This window comes from Enterovibrio calviensis DSM 14347, assembly GCF_000621165.1.
GTDB classification, from domain to species: domain Bacteria; phylum Pseudomonadota; class Gammaproteobacteria; order Enterobacterales; family Vibrionaceae; genus Enterovibrio; species Enterovibrio calviensis.
Map to the genome: position 1 here is coordinate 872,588 of NZ_JHZA01000001.1, position 20,943 is coordinate 893,530.

11 protein-coding genes are annotated in these 20,943 nt (G+C 48.6%); 9 read left to right on the forward strand and 2 right to left on the reverse strand.

The features are described 5' to 3' along the window. The 8 genes from tssK to Q365_RS0103805 are packed head-to-tail and all read left to right on the forward strand — an operon-like array spanning position 1 to position 13,275. Positions 1-1,335 (forward strand): type VI secretion system baseplate subunit TssK, encoded by a 1,335-nt coding sequence (gene tssK / locus Q365_RS0103770; RefSeq protein WP_028022091.1) that lies wholly within the window; start codon positions 1-3, stop codon positions 1,333-1,335. Positions 1,336-1,338: 3 nt separating this feature from the next. Next, a complete protein-coding gene (gene icmH, locus Q365_RS0103775; RefSeq protein WP_028022092.1) occupies positions 1,339-2,130 on the forward strand; it encodes a type IVB secretion system protein IcmH/DotU in 792 nt (263 codons plus the stop codon). Positions 2,131-2,141: 11 nt separating this feature from the next. Continuing rightward, positions 2,142-4,757: a type VI secretion system ATPase TssH gene (gene tssH / locus Q365_RS0103780; protein WP_028022093.1), complete on the forward strand. Its 2,616-nt coding sequence runs from the start codon at positions 2,142-2,144 to the stop codon at positions 4,755-4,757. A 3-nt stretch (positions 4,758-4,760) separates the two neighbouring features. Continuing rightward, on the forward strand, positions 4,761-6,311 hold the full coding sequence (locus Q365_RS0103785) for a sigma-54 interaction domain-containing protein (RefSeq protein ID WP_028022094.1): 1,551 nt from the start codon (positions 4,761-4,763) through the stop codon (positions 6,309-6,311). 2 nt (positions 6,312-6,313) lie between these two features. Next, positions 6,314-7,012, forward strand: coding sequence for a type VI secretion system-associated protein VasI (gene vasI / locus Q365_RS0103790; protein WP_028022095.1), 699 nt, complete (start codon positions 6,314-6,316; stop codon positions 7,010-7,012). 9 nt (positions 7,013-7,021) lie between these two features. Beyond that, entirely contained in the window at positions 7,022-8,431 is a 1,410-nt protein-coding gene (gene tssA / locus Q365_RS0103795) for a type VI secretion system protein TssA (protein WP_028022096.1), read from the forward strand. A gap of 20 nt (positions 8,432-8,451) precedes the next feature. Beyond that, positions 8,452-11,997, forward strand: a complete 3,546-nt coding sequence (gene tssM, locus Q365_RS0103800) for a type VI secretion system membrane subunit TssM (protein WP_035024337.1) — start codon at positions 8,452-8,454, stop codon at positions 11,995-11,997. A 24-nt stretch (positions 11,998-12,021) separates the two neighbouring features. After that, complete coding sequence (locus Q365_RS0103805) at positions 12,022-13,275, forward strand: type VI secretion system ImpA family N-terminal domain-containing protein (protein ID WP_028022098.1); 1,254 nt, start codon at positions 12,022-12,024, stop codon at positions 13,273-13,275. Positions 13,276-13,375: 100 nt separating this feature from the next. Here the strand turns inward: Q365_RS0103805 and Q365_RS0103810 are convergent, their stop codons facing one another. Both Q365_RS0103810 and Q365_RS0103815 read right to left on the reverse strand, forming a co-directional pair. Continuing rightward, positions 13,376-17,929, reverse strand: a complete 4,554-nt coding sequence (locus Q365_RS0103810; RefSeq protein ID WP_028022099.1) for an SslE/AcfD family lipoprotein zinc metalloprotease — start codon at positions 17,927-17,929, stop codon at positions 13,376-13,378. Between the two features lie 316 nt (positions 17,930-18,245). Continuing rightward, the gene (locus Q365_RS0103815) at positions 18,246-19,793 is read right to left on the reverse strand and encodes a DEAD/DEAH box helicase (protein ID WP_028022100.1); all 1,548 of its coding nucleotides are present in this window, start codon (positions 19,791-19,793) and stop codon (positions 18,246-18,248) included. A 242-nt stretch (positions 19,794-20,035) separates the two neighbouring features. On the opposite strand from Q365_RS0103815, the gene Q365_RS0103820 reads away from it, so the two are divergent. Beyond that, positions 20,036-20,530: a cyclin-dependent kinase inhibitor 3 family protein gene (locus tag Q365_RS0103820; RefSeq protein ID WP_028022101.1), complete on the forward strand. Its 495-nt coding sequence runs from the start codon at positions 20,036-20,038 to the stop codon at positions 20,528-20,530. Positions 20,531-20,943 lie beyond the last annotated feature (413 nt).

Here is a 20,943-nt window from a genome sequence, read left to right on the forward strand (position 1 = left end):
ATGTCAGCGAGAAACCGTGTTGTATGGAACGAAGGGCTGTTCGTTAAGCCACAGCATTTTCAACAGCAACAACGCAATATTGAATATGTGTTAGACGAAAGGATTTCGGCGGTGAGTCGGTATCTTTATGGCATTTCTGAAATGACGCTGAATGCGGAATACCTGAGTTTTGGCCGCATCGCGTTGGACAGCGCAACAGGTATTATGCCAGACGGCACCGTGTTTCGAATTCCTCAGGAAGATATTCAACCTGAAGCGCTAGAAGTGGCGGACAGTTCGCTGGCAAATCAGATTGTTTACCTAGCAATCCCACTGCGAAGCGATTCAATCACCGAGGTGAGTTGGCCAGAGGGCGCAGGCTCTGGGCGTTATGTCTCTACGAGCCAAGAAGTGCGAGATATTCACACCTTCCAAGGTGACATGGCGCCGATTGATGTCAGCCCTGTGAGCCTCCGTTTGATGTTGGAGAAAGAGGATCGCAGTGCGTACGCATCGATTGCGATTGCTCGTATTCTTGAAAAGCGTCCTGATGGCAGTGTGCTGTTAGATGAGAACTTTCTGCCTTGTCATATCAATGTCAGTGCGGTTTCAGCTTTGCATCGATTCATTGGTGAAATGGCGGGGCTCATGCGCGAGCGAGCCAAGAACATCTCGCAGCGAATTGGTGCGCCTAGCCAAGGTGGTGTCGCGGATGTCTCTGACTTCATGCTGTTGCAATCACTTAACCGTATGCAGCCCCAACTTCAGCACCTTTCTCGTTTACGCAGTTTGCACCCTGAGCGTCTTTATGAAGCCTTGTCGTCGATGTGTGGTGAGCTTGCTACGTTCACTGATGAAAGCCGTATGGCACCAGAGTTCGGTAGCTACCAACACGACATGCCAGTGGGTTCTTTCCGACCGGTAATGACCCGACTACGTCAGTCGTTGAGCATTGTACTTGAGCCTAGAGCGGTATCTATTCAACTGCATCAACGTAAATACGGCCTCATGGTTGCTCCGCTTCAAGATCCATCCATGGTTCGTGATGCTGACTTTATCTTGGCCGTGCGTGCGCGCATGCCAATGGAAGAGTTACGCAAGTTGTTTGTTCAGCAAACCAAGGTCGCCTCAGTGGAGAAAATCCGCGAGCTCATTTCCCTTCAATTGCCGGGCATTCCTATCTCGCCATTACCAGTTGCACCGCGTCAGCTGCCTTATCACGCGGGTTACACCTATTACCAATTAGACAAAACCAGCGCAGCGTGGGGCATGTTGACCAATGCGAGCGGTTTCGCCTTCCACGTCGCAGGGAACTTCCCAGATATCGACCTGCAGTTCTGGGCAATAAGGAGTTAAGTCATGGCTGAAATGTATATCGATACGCCCGATCGCGAACGCCACTATGACCATCTTTTGTTTGATGAAGCTGCGAACATCGACGCTGATCAGGATTACTGGTTCAAGCTACGCGGCGACAATATCAACCCACTGATTGATGCGGCAACGCCGTTACTGGGTATGGCGCTGAGGGTGAGAAAACTATCCGAATGTCACAACGTGGAAGTTATCTATAAACAAGCCGTCGAAGAAGTGAAAGCCATTGAAGTTGAATTGACGGAAAAGAACTACGACCACGCGGTGATCCTTGCATACCGCTATGTGCTTTGTTCGTTTGTTGATGAAGCCATCATGAGCACCCCTTGGGGCGCAGACAGTGTGTGGGCTGAACACTCATTGCTGACGCGCTTTCATAACGAAACATGGGGCGGTGAGAAAGTGTTCACCATCTTGTCGCGTTTGGAAAGTGAACCAGAACGATACAAGCCGCTACTTGAGTTCATTTTTCTGTGTCTGACACTTGGTTTCGAAGGCCGCTACAAGGTGATGGAAAAAGGCAGAGAAGAGTACGAGAAAGTCATCACCAAGCTTCATCAGCTTTTACGCCAGTTGGAAGACAACGAGCCTTTGTCGCTCACCAGTGCCGCCGACAATGTGGTTTCAACGAAATACCGTCTGAGTAAACAAATGCCAGTTTGGAGCATCTTCGCTGGCTTTGCGACTCTGCTGGTCGTGGTATTCATTGGCTATTCACTGGCGCTTAATAGCAAGACCTCTGGCGTACTTGCACAACTTAGTCAACTTCTTCAATAACAGGTGAACCCGTGATTCGAATCGAACTTCACACGCTAATTGGCAAACTTAACCCGCAAACCAAACTGGCTTTAGAGCAAGCGGGCGCATTGAGCATTGAACGCCAGAATCCTGAAGTAACGACAGAGCATTTACTGTTCGCTCTCCTCGAAAACCCTCTGTGCGACGTGCGTATGTTGCTCAATAGTGCAGAGATTGATCACAGCCATATTCGCCAATTAACGGGCGATGCCATTAGCAGAGAAATTGCCCACGAAAACACGCCGTCGTTTTCGCCACTGCTGGTGGAGTTGCTGCAAGACGCTTGGCTTTTGGGTTCGACAGAAATGGGGCATACCGAGATTCGTTCTGGGATTATTTTTCTCGCTGCGCTGATGCGCCCAGATCGTTACCTGCCGTTTAATGTGATCCGTCAGTTGGAATCCGTGAATCGCGAAACCGTGAAAAAGCACTTTGATCGCATTACCGAATCCTCTTCTGAAACGGCGGTTAAATCCTCATCAAAATCAGGTAACGCCCCGATTGCTGCTGAAGCTGAAACCGCATTGGCGCGCTTTTGTACCAATTTCTCTGCCATGGCGAGAGAAGGCGAGCTAGATCCCGTGCTGTGCCGTGACGATGAAATCAACTTGATGATCGACATTCTCTGCCGTCGCCGCAAGAACAACCCGATCGTTGTGGGTGATGCGGGCGTGGGTAAAAGTGCCGTGGTTGAAGGGTTGGCGCAGCGCATTGTCGATGGAAACGTGCCTGAATCTCTGTTTGGTATTGACTTGATGTCTCTCGACTTGGGCTTACTACAAGCAGGTGCATCGGTGAAAGGCGAGTTCGAAAAGCGCCTCAAAGCGATCATTGATGAAGTAAAAACGTCCCCAACACCGATCATTCTGTTTATCGATGAAGCCCACACCCTGATTGGTGCGGGTGCGCAAGAGGGCGGTGGTGATGCGGCTAACTTACTTAAACCCGCACTTGCCCGTGGCGAACTGAGAACAGTGGCAGCTACAACGTGGAAAGAATACAAAAAGTATTTTGAAAAAGATCCTGCTTTGAGCCGTCGTTTTCAGCTTGTGAAATTGGATGAGCCAAGCAGCGCGCAAGCGGTGGACATCATGCGTGGTCTGCATGGCGTTTATGAAAAAGCGCACAAGGTATTGATTAGCGACGACGCATTGGTCGCCGCCGCTGAACTTTCTGAGCGTTATGTATCAGGTAGACAATTGCCGGACAAAGCCATTGATGTGCTTGATACCGCCTGTGCCCGAATTGCAATTAACCTAACGTCGCCACCGCGCCGTCTGGCGGAACTTGAAACCAAAACCGTTCAGCGTCAGCGTCAAATTGATATGTTGAGCCGCCAAGCGCAACTCGGTTATGAAGTCGATAACGAATTGCTCGCATCGCTTGAAGCCGACGAAGCCAATGACCTTAAAGAACAAGAATCCTTGCGCAGTGATTGGCAAGAGCAGAAAGAATTGGTGCATGAAATTGTTGAAAAACGTCAGCAGATTCTGGCTGTGCCAACCGACGAAGAAGAAGCGCTGACCGAAGAACAACGCGATGATATTCGCACATCGTTGCAAGCCCTTTACCGCGAGCTTGATGCGATCCCACACAACCACCGTTTGGTTCATCCTCATGTTGATGCACAGCAAGTCGCAGAAGTGATTGGTGATTGGACGGGGGTTCCCGTCGATCAAATGAATACGGACGAGCTTAGCCGCATTACCCATTTACCTGATCTGCTTGGCGCTCAAATCAAAGGCCAAGATGTCGCACTCAAATGTATTCACCGTCATTTGCTGACAGCGCGAGCAGATCTGCGTCGCCCTGGCCGACCTAAAGGTGCATTTTTGCTGGTGGGCCCAAGTGGCGTCGGTAAAACCGAAACCGTGGTGCAACTGGCTGAGATGCTGTATGGCGGTAAGCAGTTTTTGACCACTATCAACATGTCCGAGTACCAAGAAAAGCACACAGTATCGCGCTTGATTGGCTCTCCACCAGGGTATGTCGGTTATGGCGAGGGTGGCATTCTAACCGAAGCCATTCGCAAAATGCCTTACTCGATTGTGTTGCTCGATGAAGTCGAAAAAGCACACCCAGAAGTGCTTAACCTGTTCTATCAAGCGTTTGATAAAGGTGAGCTGGCTGACGGTGAAGGGCGCGTGATTGATTGTCAAAATGTCGTATTTTTCCTCACGTCGAACTTGGGTTATCAGACCATCGTTGATTTCGCGGAGCAACCGGACGTCCTTGAAGAGCAGTTGTACCCAGAACTCGCAGCGTTCTTTAAGCCGGCACTCCTCGCTCGCATGGAAATCGTGCCGTACTTGCCACTCAACGGCGACACCTTGCATGCCATTATCAAAGGCAAGCTTCAGCGTTTGGTCAAGGTGTTCGAGCAGCGATACAAAGCCGAAACGGATATTGATGACGCACTGATTGGTGAAATCCAGCGCCGAGCAACCCGTGCAGAAAATGGTGCACGTATGCTTGAAGCCATTATTGAAGGTCAATTGCTTCCTCCTGTGTCTTTGGCACTGCTCAATAAGCTGGCGGCGCGTGAGCCCGTTCAATGTGTTCGCTTGACGGCAGAAGACGGCGAATTCGTTAGCGAGGTCATTTAAACGATGGCTGATTGGCTTTCCATTGCAGCGTCCATCACCCACTCGCGGGACAAAGGCCAACTAACGGCCGCTTTTTCGCAACAGGTGAAAGCGGCGCTGGGCGTTTCACATGTTTGGGTGATGTTTCCTTGCGAGCAGGGAAGAAAACTCTGTGCGCAAGGCAATGAAAGCCGCTATCAGTGGGAAGTGGACGACTTTACCCATCCGTTTGCCCATGTGTTTCAATCGGCTTCTGCGATGCTACTTGATCCTGCGAAGCTCAATTATTGGTTAGAAAATCCCGCGTTTATTGACCTCATGTCTTTGCGTTCAAAAGGTGAAAGCGTGTTGATCATGCCTCTGCCTCCTGGTGTGAAACGTATCAATGCACTCTTGGTGATGACAGGGCCAGCGACCGTGTTAAGTAGCCTATTGAGCGATACCCAGTGGGCGAGCACGTGTGAAATATTTATTAACCAATGCCAAATGATCACCGATCTCGGTGATGAACATCGTCAAATCTCCGCCTTGAGTTCCTCAATCGCTGAAATTCGTCGCGACGAAAAACGAAGAGAGAAAGCGTTTGAACTGAAAAGCGTCCTTATTGGTGAAAGTGCACCGATGCAGGAAATGCGAAACAAGGTGGTGACGGCAGCGCAGTCGTCGCTAAATGTGCTGATTTGTGGCGAAACCGGAACCGGAAAAGAACTGGTTGCCCGCGCCGTTCATGAATTGTCTGACCGCAAAGGCAAAGCGTTTGTGGCGATAAACTGTGCGGCAATCCCAGAAAATCTTCTGGAAAGTGAGCTTTTCGGTCACCAGAAAGGCGCATTCTCAGGCGCTGATCGCAATAAGTCTGGCCTGATCGCTGACGCCGATGGCGGCACCTTGTTCCTCGATGAAATTGGCGATATGCCGCTCTCATTGCAATCCAAACTACTGCGTGTTCTAGAAACACGTAGCTATCGTCCTGTTGGTGGGTCAAAAGAAACGCGTGTTGATTTTCGTCTTGTAGCTGCCACCCATGTAGCGATGCAAGAAAAGACAGAGAGCAATGAATTTCGTCGTGATCTTTTCTATCGACTCAATCAGTTTCCGATTTTTGTGCCTGCTTTGATTGCTCGCAATGTGGATATTCCAGAGTTATGTCGCCACTTTATCAATACCTACAACCAAGCCGCTGGTGTTGATATCACCGGCATTCGCTACGCAGCAATCGACATGCTGAATCGCCATGACTTTCCCGGCAATGTCCGTGAGCTTCGCAACCTTATTGAGTATGCCTGTGCCATGACGGCCAATGGAGAAGAGATTTCTGCTGAGAGCTTTGGCGAGCATGTTTTTGAACAACGCAGCACGACGACGTCACACCTTGATGATGTTGAAACGGAGAGTTTTATTGGCGTTGATCTTACCAATATCAACGATCTAAAAGCCGCAGTTCAACACTTTGAAATCAGTGTCATTCGCTCTCGCCTAACCAGTTTTGATGGTGATCGTACGAAAGCAGCAGAGAGTTTGGGGTTACCTAAACGCACATTGGCACATAAGTGCTTGAAAATGGAGATAAGTTAATCATGGGTCTGGCCAAAACGATGGTAGTGGGTTCCTTTGCATTCGCATGTTGGCTTTCCCCTATGTTGGTTTCCGCAAATGAAAACGATAACAGCAAAGTGGCCATGGGCGAGATGCTGGATCAAGCCAAAGAATGTGCGGGTATTTCGGGGCGTTTAGAAAGACTCGCTTGTTTTGACGGTGTGTTCAATACCCCTGTAATGAAAGCAACTAAAACAACCTTTGAAGCGCTGAAGCCAGAAGCATGGCAACGTGCGACACGAAGTGAGAATGAAAGAGAACAAACCAGCGGATTTGTTTTGAGATATGTCGACGTGAAAGAACCCAAGTCTGGGATGTGGATGACAGCGACAGCCTTGCCTGACCGAGAGCAGCAACGATCTGAAATGCCGATTCTGATGTTTAGCTGCATCGATAATATTAGTCGTGTTGAACTGGTACTTCCGACCATCACCTCAGCGGGAAAAGCGGCGGTAACAACATCAGCTAATGCAAGTGTGACTCAGCGATGGTTGAGTGATGACACCGGCAGCATCATGAGAGCAGGAAGAGGGTTACCGGCGATAGAAGTAATGAGCGCATTGATGTCTGGCCCTCGTGCTGTTGTTCGCTCTGATTTAGAGGCGATTGGGAATTTGACCTTCGATACGTCGACGCTCAAAGAGACAATTGCTCCAATGCGTCAAGTTTGTCGTTGGTAGGAAATGCACATGGATATGCAAACGTACCGTCAACGCATCATCAAACCCATTTCTGGCGAAAATCCAGTAGGAGAGCGTCTTCTTGAAGATGCGCTGTTGGATTTTGTCGAAGGGCAAATGATGAAAGTGGGCTCGCTTTCTCACACGGAAGTACAGTGGGGAGAAGCCGAGCAAAGTGCACTGAAGTTGATGGAAAATAGCACCAAAGACCTCAAGTTACTCACGCACCTATTGCAATGTCTTCAGTACCAAGCATCGCCAGAGCGCTTTACGCTCTCCGTGTTTGTTCTGAACGATTTCATTCAACATTACTGGGAAACTTGCCACCCTGTTCCGGGGCCTCGAGGAGTATTGCCTCGCCGAAAGTTTTTTTCGCAGATTATTCAGCGAACAGAAAAGGCGGTTGAGAAAATTGATGCATCGATGTTCGATGCAGACCAAAAAATCGAATTAGAAACTGCACTCAATGAGCTTCAATCTACGGCTAAAACTCACGATCTTCCCGTTGAAGGCGTAGAAGATATTGGGGCGTTGATGAAACGACGTCTCACGCAGAATGAACGTGTGGTGCAAGCAACAGCAAGCGCGGAGTCTGCGCCTTCGTCAACCAAACCATCACCAGCAGCAAGTGCTGGGAAGCTTGAGATTGACGGCAGCTCAGATCGTGCCGTCAAGCAAACGCTTCTTAAAGTGTCTGAATTTGTGTCTGAATTAGACGGCGGTGGCATTGCGTTATCGTTACGTTTACGCCGCTTTTCCGTGTGGTTTTCGATTACATCGGTGCCAGAAGCGGAAGCCAATGGCGAAACGCAATTAATGCCCGTATCACTCGATCGTATTGCGGAATATGAAGAGCAGTTAAACCGTGGTGCTGACCATGCGCTATGGCGCAAAGTTGAACAGAGCCTAACTGTCGCGCCGTACTGGATTGACGGTCATTTTCTCAGTTATCGCATCGCGCTCAAGCTAGGTAATGCTGAATGGGCAGACACCATCGCCAGTGAAACACGCGCTTTTGTAAAACGACTTCCTTTGGTCGCAGAACTCAAGTTCAAGGGCGGTGCACCGTTTGTTAACGATGAAACGCGTCGCTGGTTGGATGAAGGAGAAACCTCGAGCACTGGCTCGTCAGGGACTTCGGATTGGGACGCCAAGCGAAAAGAAGCGTTTACCTTGGCAGACGAGGGTGGTTTGTCCGTTGCACTCGCCATGCTTAATGATGGTTTATCAGATTCAACAGAACCAAGAGATCAGTTCTATTGGCGCATGCTATCTGCCGATGTCATGCGTCGTCATCAACTGTCAGCCATGGCAGAACAGCAATATCAGATTTTGTTAGAACAGACGACCAGAACGTCGTTGGTTGACTGGGAGCCTTTGCTGATTCAGCGGCTCGAAAATATAGCGAAAGCACAATAAAAATCAGGGATCGAAACATTATGTTCAGCAAGTTTAAATCGCTTCTACAGAAAATGCTGCCAGCGATGAAAGCAGGATTGCCAATCTTATTGGTGGCTATTTTTGTGTTGCTCAATGTCGCTATCTGGTGGGCTGGCCCTTGGCTGACCATCAATGACAGTCAACCACTCGCCTCGATCACTGCGCGTGCTATTACCAGTGTTATATTTTCCCTTGCTTGGCTTGCGCTTTGGGGTTTTCTGCAGTGGCGAAAGCTAAAAAGTTACCATGCCGATCAAGCGCGTGAACGTCAGCTTCAAGAAGATCCCATTCAGCGATTTGAAGAACGTCAGGAATCAGAACTCAACCAAGTGATGACGGCGTTGCATAAGAGCTTAAACAAGCGTAATTACCTTTATGCACTACCTTGGTACTTGGTGTTGGGCCCTGAAAATGCGGGTAAGACAAGCCTTATCAATCGCTCTGGCCAAAACTTTGTTTTCTCTTCCGTCATGCGTGCATCCGGCAAGAAAAGCGAAAATCCGTTTTCTTTCGACTGGTGGATTGGTGATGACTCCGTCTTGATTGACCCAGATGGTGAGCTGCTGACACAGCGTGCTACCAGTAATGATGGGGAAGGCGAGCTTGAGCGTCGTTTATGGCTCCACTTTATTCAGTGGCTAGAGAAAACGCGCAGTCGTCGTCCTTTGAATGGCGTGGTTATTGCGCTGGACGTGGCGAACTTGGCGACATCAACGACCAGTGAGCGTCGCGCATATGCCAATCTTCTTAGGGCGCGCTTACGCGAACTCATGGAAACGCTCTCGACTCGTTTGCCGGTATATGTATCACTCACTAAGCTGGACCTTTTGCACGGGTTTGAACCCTTCTTCCGTCACTGTAGCAAAGCGGAGCGCGAGGAAGTCATGGGCTTCACCTTCACGCTGGATTCAGTAGACGATCTCGACAGTTGGCTGAATGAGTTTGATAAAGACTTTGGCGGCTTTGTGGAGCGAGTGAACGGCATGCTGCCGTCTATTTTGATGCAAACGTATGATAGCGAAGATCGCACTGCAATCTACAGCTTCAGTCGTCAAATGGCTGGGCTCCACGATGTGATGAAGCAATTCCTGCAAGATGCTTTCGGCAGTGATCAGTTTTCCACCTCTGCGCTTGTGCGTGGTGTGTACTTCACTTCGGTGTATCAGCAGGGCGTGCCAACTAACGCATTTATCGATTCGGCGTCGCGTCGCTATGGTATATCTCATGCCGTAAACAGTGCGCAGAATGCGAATAATTCGACGACCTATTTTACGCAGAAGCTGTTTAGCAAAGTCATTTATCCTGAAGCGGGTTTAGCGTCAGATAACTTCCGTGTGGCAAAAACTAAACGCCGGGTCATGATGCTCTCTGTTGTCGCATGTTCGATAGCCTCTGTGTTGTTGATTGGTTCATGGCATCAGTATTACTTGAAGAATGTTGACCAAGCTGACGCGGTGCTTACCAAGGTTAACGAATACGAAACCAACTATACGTCCGATGTGGTGATTGATAATGGCGTCGATATTCTTGCGCCGCTCGATACCATTCGACAAGCAACGTTGGAATTCGGTTTCTTCCGTGACAAGCCAGAATACTTGTCTGATTTGGGCTTATATCAAGGCCATGTGATCGGTCCTGAAGTTGAACAGACATACTTGAGCTTGCTTGAAAATCGTTACTTGCCAGCACTATTAAAAACGGCAGCCGCTGAAATAGCAGGCGCGCAAGACGACGAGCAGATGCTGACCGCCTTGCGAGTGTTCCGAATGATGACCAATGATGATGGTCGTTACCAAAATATGGTGCAGAACTACTTCGCGGCTGAGTGGCAAGAGCAATACCCAGGGGATCGCCAAACACAAGAACGCTTGATGCAGCACCTTGACTACGCGATGCAGCACACTGACCTTGAGGGGGATCGCTTAGATGGACAAGATGATGCTGAAGCGATTCTTGCCCCTTATGATGGTTTGATTGCGTCCACGCAACGACAACTGAGTCGTATGCCGATTGAACAGCGTGTTTATCGAAACCTCAAACAGGCATCAACGTCTGTACTGGGTGCACCTGTCGATTTGGCAACATCTATTGGCCCAGTGTTTGACGTAGTGTTTACGCAAAGAACAGAGGAAAGCCAAGATCTCGAAATCCCACGAATTCTGACCAAGAAAGGCTTCACCGGCTATTTCATTCCAGAATCTGATTCCGTATCAGAGTTAGCGCTGGTGGATAGTTGGGTACTTGGGCAAACCGAATCGATTGATTTTTCAGAAGAAGATAAACGCGTGCTTCGCGAGAAAATTCGCAGCCAGTATATCGCTGATTACTCTGATAGCTGGCGTCGTGCGATGAACGACATCGACATCAAATACTTCCCAGATATTCACAACGCGGTATTGGTGCTGGAAAGCATTACTGGCAATAACCAACCGCTGCACCGTTTGTTGGAAGAAGTGACTGATAACACCGATTTGTTCCCACAGTTGCCTGAAAATGACGCTGCACGTGACGAGCTAGTGAAATCACCGCGCTACCGTGTTGCTGCGTTGGTTGATAATCAATTTTCAGAGCTAAACGGCTTGGCAACAACTGAGCCTGGTAAACCTATTTACCTTGATGAAGTCGTGGATGCTGTCTCTCAGTTGACGGCTTACATGAAATCAATCAATGACTCTCCTGATGTGGGTAAAGCAGCGCTTGAAGCAACCAAGGCAAGGTTGACGCTTAACAGCTCTGACCCTATCTATGTGTTGGAACGAATTGCGACAGGCATGCCTCAACCCTATGATTCAATGCTGAAAAAACTCGCGGATGAAAGTTGGTACGTGATTCGTCAAGAAGCCATTCGCTACCTTGAAGTGCGTTGGACAACCGACGTCTATAACGAATTCCGCACCAAGCTGGCATCTCGTTATCCGTTCAACCCAGCGTCGTCGAAAGACGTTGCACTGGAAGACTTTGAAGCCTTCTTCGCACCTAACGGCATACTGACTAACTTCTATGAGAACAACTTGAAGATGTTCCTTGAAGACGCGGGTAATTTTGACACTGCCGAGGGCGAGAAAACATTGATCCGCAGTGACGTTCTGAATCAGTTAGATTCTGCTCGTGCTATTCAACAAGCTTTCTTCAATCGCAAGGGGATATTGGATGTTGAGTTCACCCTTGAGCCTGTTGAGTTGAGTGCCAACAAACGACGTTCAGTTATCAACATTGATGGTCAGTATGTTGAATATAGCCATGGGCCGCGTAAAAACGTGGGTTTGATTTGGCCGAATACCTTGCGTGAATCCGCGGTCAGTAAATTGACCTTGGTGCCGGTAGCCGCTAACTCATCACCACGCAGCATCAGTATTCGTGGTCCTTGGGCATTCTTCCGTTTACTGGAAGAAGCGGAGGTGGTGGGTTCAACGTCAACCAGTGTTGACTATCGCTTCAATGTTGACCGAGGTAACGTGATGTACCGATTGCACTCTGAAGCCGATAGCAATCCGTTTACGGCATCCATTTTTAGAGGCTTTAAGCTCTCTCGTACGCTCTACTAACGTCATGAAAAAGGAAGTAAAAACATGGCGCAATGGATGTTGACTGACATCGATGGCATCAAGTTAGCGGCAGATGATTCTCGCTTAAAGGACTCTGCCGACTATCAAGCCATTCGTAGTGAAATTAACCGACGTTTTAATCCGCTGGTTGGATCGGTGGATTGGGACAAAGTACGGAGTCTGTGCGAAAAGGTCGCCACCACCGATGGTGCGGATTTATTGGTGGCGATCTACTACACGGTTGCTTCACTGAAAACACAGGGCCTTTCAGGTTTTGCCAACGGCCTTGAATTGCAAGTGGCGGTGCTTCGCGACAAACAAGTAGATGCAAACATGCCACAAGCCAAGCGTGTGGAACTCTACCGCTGGATGTTGGGACGTATGGGAGAAGAGTTGCGGTCAATGCATCCGCAACTGAGCCAGCTACGAGATTTGTATCGCTGTGAAAGAGCATTGCAGGCAATTGATCGCAATCTGTCACTGCGTGGGAGTGACAAAGTGGCAGATCTCGATGTGTTGGGCTTTACCGTTTTCGAACATATCGACCGTCTAGAAAACAGTTCGCGTTCAGGCGTTATCACGCCACCGCTTGTCGAAACAAAAGTTAGAAAGCAGAATGCTAGCGCATTGGTTTTTGTTCTTGGCGTCTTGTTAGGTGGCGCGTCTCTTTATGGCTTGCAGCACGTGCAGGGCAGCAGACCGTCTCCAACGTCTGAACTTACCGTTGCGCTCACCGAGCCAAAGATTATCTCGGTGGAAGAGGCGCAGCAAATTCGTGAGGAATTTGGCGCTCAAGCACTTGAAGGTCACCAGTCTAGGATTATCCCCGCCTATACGGAGAAAGTGACGGCGCTGACTTCTGGCAATACGAGTCATGCTTTTGCTTCAGGGATTGATCTTGCAGCTAGCCTGAGATATTTGTTTCCAAGTTCGGAAAAAGTCGAAACCCTAAATGTATCTTTGCAGCAATGGCAGAACTCTCTGTTGGCGAGATATGATGAATTAAGCGGAAAATTTATCGTTGCGCGAACCCGAGCAGCAAATATTAGTTTGCTCAGTAAGACCGGTAAACTAGAGCAAATACCATCTATCGCAACGGGCTTAGAAAATTATGCAATTAGTCTTTCTCCCCTACTAGGTAGATTGTCTTATGTAGAAAGGCTATTGGCTGACGGAGATACGGAAAGGGCAGCGAACGAACTGGAACTGTTGGAAATTCAATTCAAGGCCATTACATTGAAAAAGGCATTGCTCGAACAACGCATCTCGAACCAGTAGCCGTCAACGATGACAATCCAAAGGGAGCCAATTGGCTCCCTTTTTGTTATTTCTTGTTATTGGTTTTTATTGCTTCTTATAGCAATAGATGAAGACGCTGTTACTCGTGAGCGGGAGTGCCGACCGTCACTGAATCAATGGTCAGTGGGTTGCGTGTTGGAAGTGGGAGGTTAAGTGCTCTCACCGCTGCTCGCCCTGCATCGCTAATACCGCCGTCATACTGAGGCTCGCTTACACCCGGCAAAATGCTCGCTATCACCCCAGGATTCCATGCATCAAAGAACGTCGTAAGATCTGTTTGCGCTGCGTATGATGCACACAGTAGCAAAGCATCACTCTTACCTAGGTTGGGTTGATAACATTGGTTTTCACCCACTAAGCGCATTCCCGTTTCAGACGGGTTACGTGTTAGGCGATGCATGAGCTTGTAAAGGTTAAAGCCGTTCATACCAATTTCTTGATTGTAGAAATCTGGCAGATGGCCTTCGTACCATTGGGTGATGTCCAACTCTTTGTCAGCCCACTCTTTTAGTTGTGCAAACATCAGCAAACGTTCACCGGCACCGCCAGCGCCCCAAGCGTGACCGCTCTCAGCATTGACGAACTCTGGAGCAATGCGAATATCGCGTTCTACACGCGGCATTTTGCCGAGGTATTTCTGTTGCATGTAGAGGCCAAGCACATTGTTAGCCACTTCGGTTGCACCTTCGACATTGAGCGGCGCTTCAGCGGCGTTATGACCCACTTCGTGCCAAATGAGCCAATCATTGAGCGGCGTCGTTGGCATGTTCTGACTGGCGGCATCAAAGCTGCTGTTCATCACTGGATAGCCAGAGTGCGCAGAGCCGATACTGATCGCGACATCATTAACAAACGCATGGCGATTATTTGGTGTGTCGGCATGAATAACAGCGCGATTGCGTTGTCCGTCTATCCCTTCGTCTCGCGCATAGAAATCGTTAAGATCTTGCGAGAAAACGTCTAAGTCAGTGGCGAACTGAGCAATACCACCACTGATATTTTTCGCTGACATATTGGCTTTTGGAGCGGTGTAGATGAAGCTGCTAGATACCACATCGCCCATTGGCGCAGGGGAGTGTTGTGGGTTCACCCATTCACTTGCCGTCCCATCAAAGAGAGGCGCTGCCACACTGCCGTTGAACTTGATACTAACTGCTTCGCTGTCGCCACCTTGAACGTAAATTAAACCACCATAAGGCACGGTAAATTCACCGCTACTTTTAATGGTGTAACTCTTTTGCATACGTGGCGGACGTTTTAGGCCAAGTTCGTGCTTCTCTCGTCCCGTCAAATCGTCATGTAAACCGACCGTAAACGTCACTGGCGCATTGTTTCCTGAAACGTTAACCATCACGGATTCATGCGCTACAGCCCATTGACCGGTGGCTTGACGGTTACCCGCATAATAGGCGACTGTGTTGTTGCTCATGTCGAATGTCAGTTCTTTACCTGCTGCGAAACCATCGGGTTCACCCGGGAATCGGCGAATATCGACCACGACATCATAATCCCAGAATGAGCGGCCTAGCATCAAACGTGTCAGCGGCTTTTCCATGTAATTGAGCGGATAGCTAGGGTTCATCTGGCCTGCATATTCACCCGCGTCCGCGCCATAAACCATGTCCATTTCGACCAATTGGCTGCCAAGTTCTTGCGAACACTGTGTGCCTTCAGCGCCATTGTTACTGGTGTAGCAGTTTAAGAATTCGGTGAATCTTTCGAAACCAAGCTCATCGTCTTTACCTGATTCATAGCGATAGTCCAAATCGTTCCAAAGCCACACTGACATGTTGGTGTAGATACGATTTAGGTCCACGCTGCTCAAGCGCTCTCCTAGATTTCCGTCAGTACGGAAATAGCGCTCATGCTGATATAAACGTTCAATGTTGGTGCCAAGATCCGCCGCCTGGATCATGGCGCGAGCTTCTCTCTCTCCCAGATCAAGTTTGGTGTAGATTGGGCGAGCCATGCCACCTGTGAGTGGAATACCATTGCCCGGACGATACTCAAGGCAGTTGATTTCGTAATGGTAGTTATAGTCAGTACATTCTTGATAAGTACGTTCACCCTCAACGTTGAATTTGTCCAGTAGATCATTGATGGCTTTGCGCAGCGATTTGGTATCAACCACGGGTTCGCCATTCGAGACATCGATGTGACCACTATCGTTGCGCACAAAATGATCTTCCTCGCGGATAAATGCTTTGTGTTCGACGGGTTTACCGTCTTGTGATTTCTCGAAGTAGTAGGCTGTTTCTAGCTCAGGGGCTTTATCTGGTTTACCAGCAATGATGTGATCCCACGTCACCTCACCCGTGACGCTATCAATGTTGTACGGTAGTTTCGGCTTCTCGCCATTCTCACCGTCGATTGGCGCGTAACGCTCGATAATGTAGAGACCATATTCACGGTTTGAACGCACACGATCAGCGTAGCCATCATTAGGTCCGTTACCCGTAGGCACCACTGATTCGCCCATACCAAATGCAATGCCTGCAGCGTCAAATAAACGGCCAAGTTCACCAGCATTGTTGGTTGCGCGTAAGGTTTCCATCACCAAGATACTGCCACCGTTAGAGACGTATTTGATTAGCGCAGTGACATCGTCTTGGCTGAGCTTAGGGCTGTCAGTATTTGCGGTATGCGGCGGCAGATAGTAGTCACCGGTTGGGCCGTGATAATCAAATCCATTGAGGATCAGTAGCGGCATGTCAGTTGGTGAGATATTTGAAAACGAGGAGATTTGCTCTGTCGTGACATTAAAGTCATCGGCAATTACATACGCTTCTTTGTGCCCTAGTGTGATACCCGCACGGGTAAAGTAGACGTGCGGTATATTGGTGCCAACGGTGATGGAGCCATCATCTGCACGGTTGGTGAGGTAGCGAATAACGTTGCTGAAGAAGTGCTTCATGTCATCGCCGTCTTTTCCATTTTCACACAGGCTATTGCCACCCCAAGAATATCCAGTCGGGCATACCAGTACCGAGTTGTAACGGGCGTTACCCATTACCATGATTTTCCCCTTGCCTAGCTCGCCAATGCTGACAAAAGGCAAACCGTAAGTGGCCGTGTTTCCGCCAGCCACATCGGGTTTAATGATTGGGGATTCCGTAATGTATGCCAAGCCACGTTCGTCATAGGCTTTTGGTTTGTCGAACTCAATCCAGTAGTTATTGTCGTTGCGCGCCATCACCACCGGAAATGCGCGGTTCGAAATGTTCACGGCCGCTTGTCCTCGTGCCGTACCTACGCTGCCATAAAACCAGGTTGCATCTGCGAAGACATGGAATTTATCAACGGGTTTCCAGCCTTGTGATGTTGCGTCGTTAATTCCCCATAGCTTATTGATGTCCGCCTGAATGTTGCCCATTTCATCAGTTGCGACAAGCACTTCTGGTTTGCTATCAAATTGAAATGTAGATTGATTGCAGTTTTTACCGCAAATGGCGTTATCGATTTGTTGCGCGATACCTGATGTAAATTGGGTCTCGAACTCTGCTTCAACGGTTTGTGGTTGGCCCGTACCAACGTCAAGGAGGATGTCCTTGTCGTTGAGAGACAAAGAGATGGCTTCGTTTATGACGTTAGGGTACTGAGAAAACACCTTTTCAACGTCAGGGCCAATCGTAATAGCGTTGGTGTTTACTGTGGCGTAGCGTTTCACTAACGCTTCCGCATTTCGGCCGCGTTGTTCTGCGCCCAAGTCATGAAGTGTAAATTGGGTTTGGTTTCCGCGTAGACCGCCAAGTTCAAAGGTATCGATACCAAAAGAAATGGTTTCGCCCCACACAAACTCGAATTCTCCGAGCGCGTTGGTTTTTCCGCGAGACGATCGGCTGAAGTAAGACAGGCCTTGAACTGGGTTCCCGTTCGAATCGGTGATCACCGCTTTTGATCTGATCGTTTCAGTGGGTTTGTACTGATAGGCTTCTTCGGCATTGGCGGAAACAAACGGCGCGTTTAAGTCAGCGACTGCACCTTCTGTCACCTCAGGTTCAATGTCAGGGACGTGGGTGCTAGGCAGTTTATCGACAAGGTTTTCTTCCGCTGGCTTTTCTTCTAATAGCTTATCAAAGTCCTCTGGCGGCAAGTCTAAGTCGTTATTGTACGTGGCAGAGAAGGCCAGTTTGTCACTCGTGGACAGGACGGGGAAATCAATTTGCTTGTCATGACTCGGTGCTACCGCGGTGATCAATGCGCGAGCATTGCGAAGCTTTTCTGGTGAGTCGATAAACTCTGACGCTTGATCGAGTGATAAACGAAGGCGATCAGGCGTTTCAGCCGAACGTTGTTCTTTCTCTTCGAAAAGGTGTGCAAACGTCGCTAACACGGTGCCGTCGAATTCACAAATAACCGAATCATTTTGCGAGAATTCAAACGCATTGGCTGCTTCACCATTACAGGTAACGGAAGAGCCAAACACCAAAGATCCATCGAGGGAAAATTCTCCCGCGATAATGGGGTCTGGTAAACCAATATCGGGAGAGCCATCCGTTCCTTCCTCAGGAAGAACGGGAGCAGGTGTTTCAATGTCTACGTCTATATCTGGATGAAGAATCGGAGTGTCTTCATCGTTGCAGCCAGCAAGCGCCGCAAGGACTAAAATGGAGAGGAGTGTTTTTTTATACATTATTATTCTCGATAGCCGATACTCGGCAAAACGTAAATTGCTTCTTAACGGGTGACTAAAAGAAAAAGCGGTACGTTTTACTGAAAAATTAACGGTGAAACGAGAATAAAATGCGGAAACCTGAACGAATGCACCATTTACGTGCAGTTTGGCTAGATATCGTTCTTATCTACTTGTCAAAACAATGGTTTTTCCGAGGGCTTGTTGAGCGTTGTCGAGAATGTAAGAAGAAATACTAAAGAGAAAATAGGGTAAAAAGCATTCACCCTAAACGAAAAAAGCCAGACACTGTCTGGCTTCTTGTTTTCAAATCAACTTAGTTGGCGCTTGGGGTCGCTTTCGCTGTGTTGCCCGAAGGGCGACGGCGTTGTTGACCACCTGGCTTTCTGTTTTGGCTGCCAGCAGGTTTCTGCGCGCCATTGCCTTGCGGCTTGTTGCGTGCTGGCGCTTGGCCAGATGTATTCGCGCCACGGTTACCCGTGTTGCCATTGCGGTTACCGGTACGGGCAGCGTTATTGCGATTAGAACCTTCGCGACGTGCTTGGCCTTCACCGTTGCCTTCCGCTTTTTGACCTTGTTGGCCGTCTTGGCGTGATTGACGGTTTTCGAACATTGCTTTGTCACCGTTGCCACGGTAGCCAGAAGAACGACGACCACCTGTTGGTGCGCTTGGCTTTTTCGGTTTCTTTGCTTTCATAGGGCGAGTGTCCAGCGCACGCTCAGGAACAGCAATGCTTGGCTTGAAACCTTTTAGTTCCACGCGAGGCAGTACTTGTTGAATCAAACGTTCAATACCGAACAGGTCATCTGCTTCATCAGCACAAACCAAAGAAATCGCTTTACCCACTTCACCAGCACGACCGGTACGGCCAATACGGTGAACGTAATCTTCAGCAACGTTTGGCAAGTCAAAGTTAACCACTTGTGGTAGCTGAGGAATATCAATACCACGTGCCGCAATATCGGTTGCTACTAGTACACGCACTTCACCTGATTTAAAATCAGCCAATGCTTTGGTACGAGCACCTTGGCTCTTGTTACCGTGGATCGGCGCAGCAGTGATGCCTTCTTCATTGAGAAAATGAGATAGCTTGTTTGCACCGTGTTTGGTACGGCTAAATACCAACACCTGACGCCAGTTACCTTCTTTGATCAAGGTAGTAAGGATTGCTGGTTTTTTCTTTTTGTCAGAAGGGTAGATACATTGCTCAACGGTGCGTGCCGTTGAGTTAGCAGGCGTCACTGAAATCTCAACAGGGTTGTTCACCAAGCCTTTCGCTAGTTGACGAATCTCGTCAGAAAACGTTGCAGAGAACAGCAAGTTCTGGCGATTCTTCGGCAAAATATCAAGGATTCGTTTGATGTCACGGAAGAAGCCCATGTCTAGCATGCGGTCAGCCTCGTCCAAAACCAGCACTTCTAGCTGTGAAAACTTCACCGCGTTCTGGCTGTACAGATCAAGCAAACGACCTGGCGTGGCGACTAGCACGTCGGTACCTTTGCGCAGTGCCATGAGCTGTGGGTTGATTTTAACGCCACCAAAAACAACGCTAGAACGCAGGCGCGTGTGCTTGCTGTAAGCTTCTGCGTTTTCTAGGATCTGAGCAGCTAGCTCACGAGTCGGTGTTAAGATCAAAGCGCGAACGTGGTTTGGACGTGCGCGATCACCGTGGCTCAGCTTTTCTAGAATAGGCAATACAAAGCCAGCGGTTTTACCTGTACCGGTTTGCGCTGCAGCCATGACATCCTTGCCTTCAAGTACAGCAGGGATAGCCTGCGCCTGAATAGGAGAAGGCGTATCGTAACCCTTCTCTTGTACCGCTTTAAGGATTGGTGCAGAAAGACCTAACGAGGTAAAACCCATATGTATAATTCTCAATAAGATTACGTCCCAAAATGGACGGCTGATGGCAAGTACGCCAAGTCAGTAGGGAAAGGGGCGCTATTCTGAGGCTTTTGCTGTGTATCATCAACGACTATCGTTATTTTATTTGTAATACTTAGCCGCCATAATTAAGGGTTATACTCAAGCAAGCTGCATTCGACATCTTTAGCTTGCTTGGGTATCGCACAAATTAGTTAGTTGAAAGGAATAAAGGGATAACAATGACACATCCAACATGGGAACTGCCTGTTGAAGCGGGTGCGTTGATTTTAACACCATGCCCAGGAACCAAAGGCACGTCGTTAAAAGAGAGCTTAGAGCAACTTAAAGCACAAGGTGTGACCATGATTGTCACCGCGCTAAGCCAAGAAGAAATGGCTGAAAAAGGCGTCGCTGAACTAGGTGAATTTGCACAAGCTGCTGGAATCACATGGTTCCAAGCGAAGATTGAAGACGATGAAGCGCCAAACGCCGAGTTTATTCAAAGCTGGCAACAATGCCAATCACACCTGCATGATGCCATTGCAAAAGGGGAAAAGGTTGCCCTGCATTGCATGGGTGGCTCAGGTCGTACCGGTTTGTTGGCGGCGCATTTACTCTTAGAACGTGGCTGGGAATTGGACGATATTATTCGCGAAGTTCAAGCATTGCGCCCTGGTGCATTTACTAAACAACCTCAAATTGACTACATCAACGAGTTTGCTAGTCAGTCATAAACCATTTTTTGTCAGCCACTGATGCCTTATCAGTGGCTAGATTTCCCAAATAAGAAATCCCTTCCCTGCGCTAGTGACCTGACGTCTTTCAATTTCATTTTCTCTTCGATGTAGACAAATGACATTCGCCCTAAGCATTACGAAGGGAGTCAGAATATGCATTGTTGTGGCTATGGCTAAAAGGAGTGTTTTGCCGAGCAGCTAGATGGCCTGTCCATTTAATTAGTCTTTTGGCGTTTTCTCACAATTAATTCTGACAAAAATAAGAGCGCACAATAAGAACGATTACATTGTGCTTAACATCATGAAAAACTGCACATAAAACGAACGTACTATTTTAGGCATATTTCCCTCCATATGTGTTTCGTCTTGCGGTTGCGACAGGCATTTGGCCGAAAGTTGACCATCCTCTT

What these genes read in the sequence shown, in the direction of transcription:
- tssK (WP_028022091.1), top strand. Translation starts at nt 1, where the DNA reads ATGTCAGCGAGAAACCGTGTTGTATGGAACGAAGGGCTGTTCGTTAAG.
- icmH (WP_028022092.1), top strand. Translation starts at nt 1,339, where the DNA reads ATGGCTGAAATGTATATCGATACGCCCGATCGCGAACGCCACTATGAC.
- Q365_RS0103785 (WP_028022094.1), top strand. Translation starts at nt 4,761, where the DNA reads ATGGCTGATTGGCTTTCCATTGCAGCGTCCATCACCCACTCGCGGGAC.
- vasI (WP_028022095.1), top strand. Translation starts at nt 6,314, where the DNA reads ATGGGTCTGGCCAAAACGATGGTAGTGGGTTCCTTTGCATTCGCATGT.
- tssA (WP_028022096.1), top strand. Translation starts at nt 7,022, where the DNA reads ATGGATATGCAAACGTACCGTCAACGCATCATCAAACCCATTTCTGGC.
- tssM (WP_035024337.1), top strand. Translation starts at nt 8,452, where the DNA reads ATGTTCAGCAAGTTTAAATCGCTTCTACAGAAAATGCTGCCAGCGATG.
- Q365_RS0103805 (WP_028022098.1), top strand. Translation starts at nt 12,022, where the DNA reads ATGGCGCAATGGATGTTGACTGACATCGATGGCATCAAGTTAGCGGCA.
- Q365_RS0103810 (WP_028022099.1), bottom strand. Translation starts at nt 17,929, where the DNA reads ATGTATAAAAAAACACTCCTCTCCATTTTAGTCCTTGCGGCGCTTGCT.
- Q365_RS0103815 (WP_028022100.1), bottom strand. Translation starts at nt 19,793, where the DNA reads ATGGGTTTTACCTCGTTAGGTCTTTCTGCACCAATCCTTAAAGCGGTA.
- Q365_RS0103820 (WP_028022101.1), top strand. Translation starts at nt 20,036, where the DNA reads ATGACACATCCAACATGGGAACTGCCTGTTGAAGCGGGTGCGTTGATT.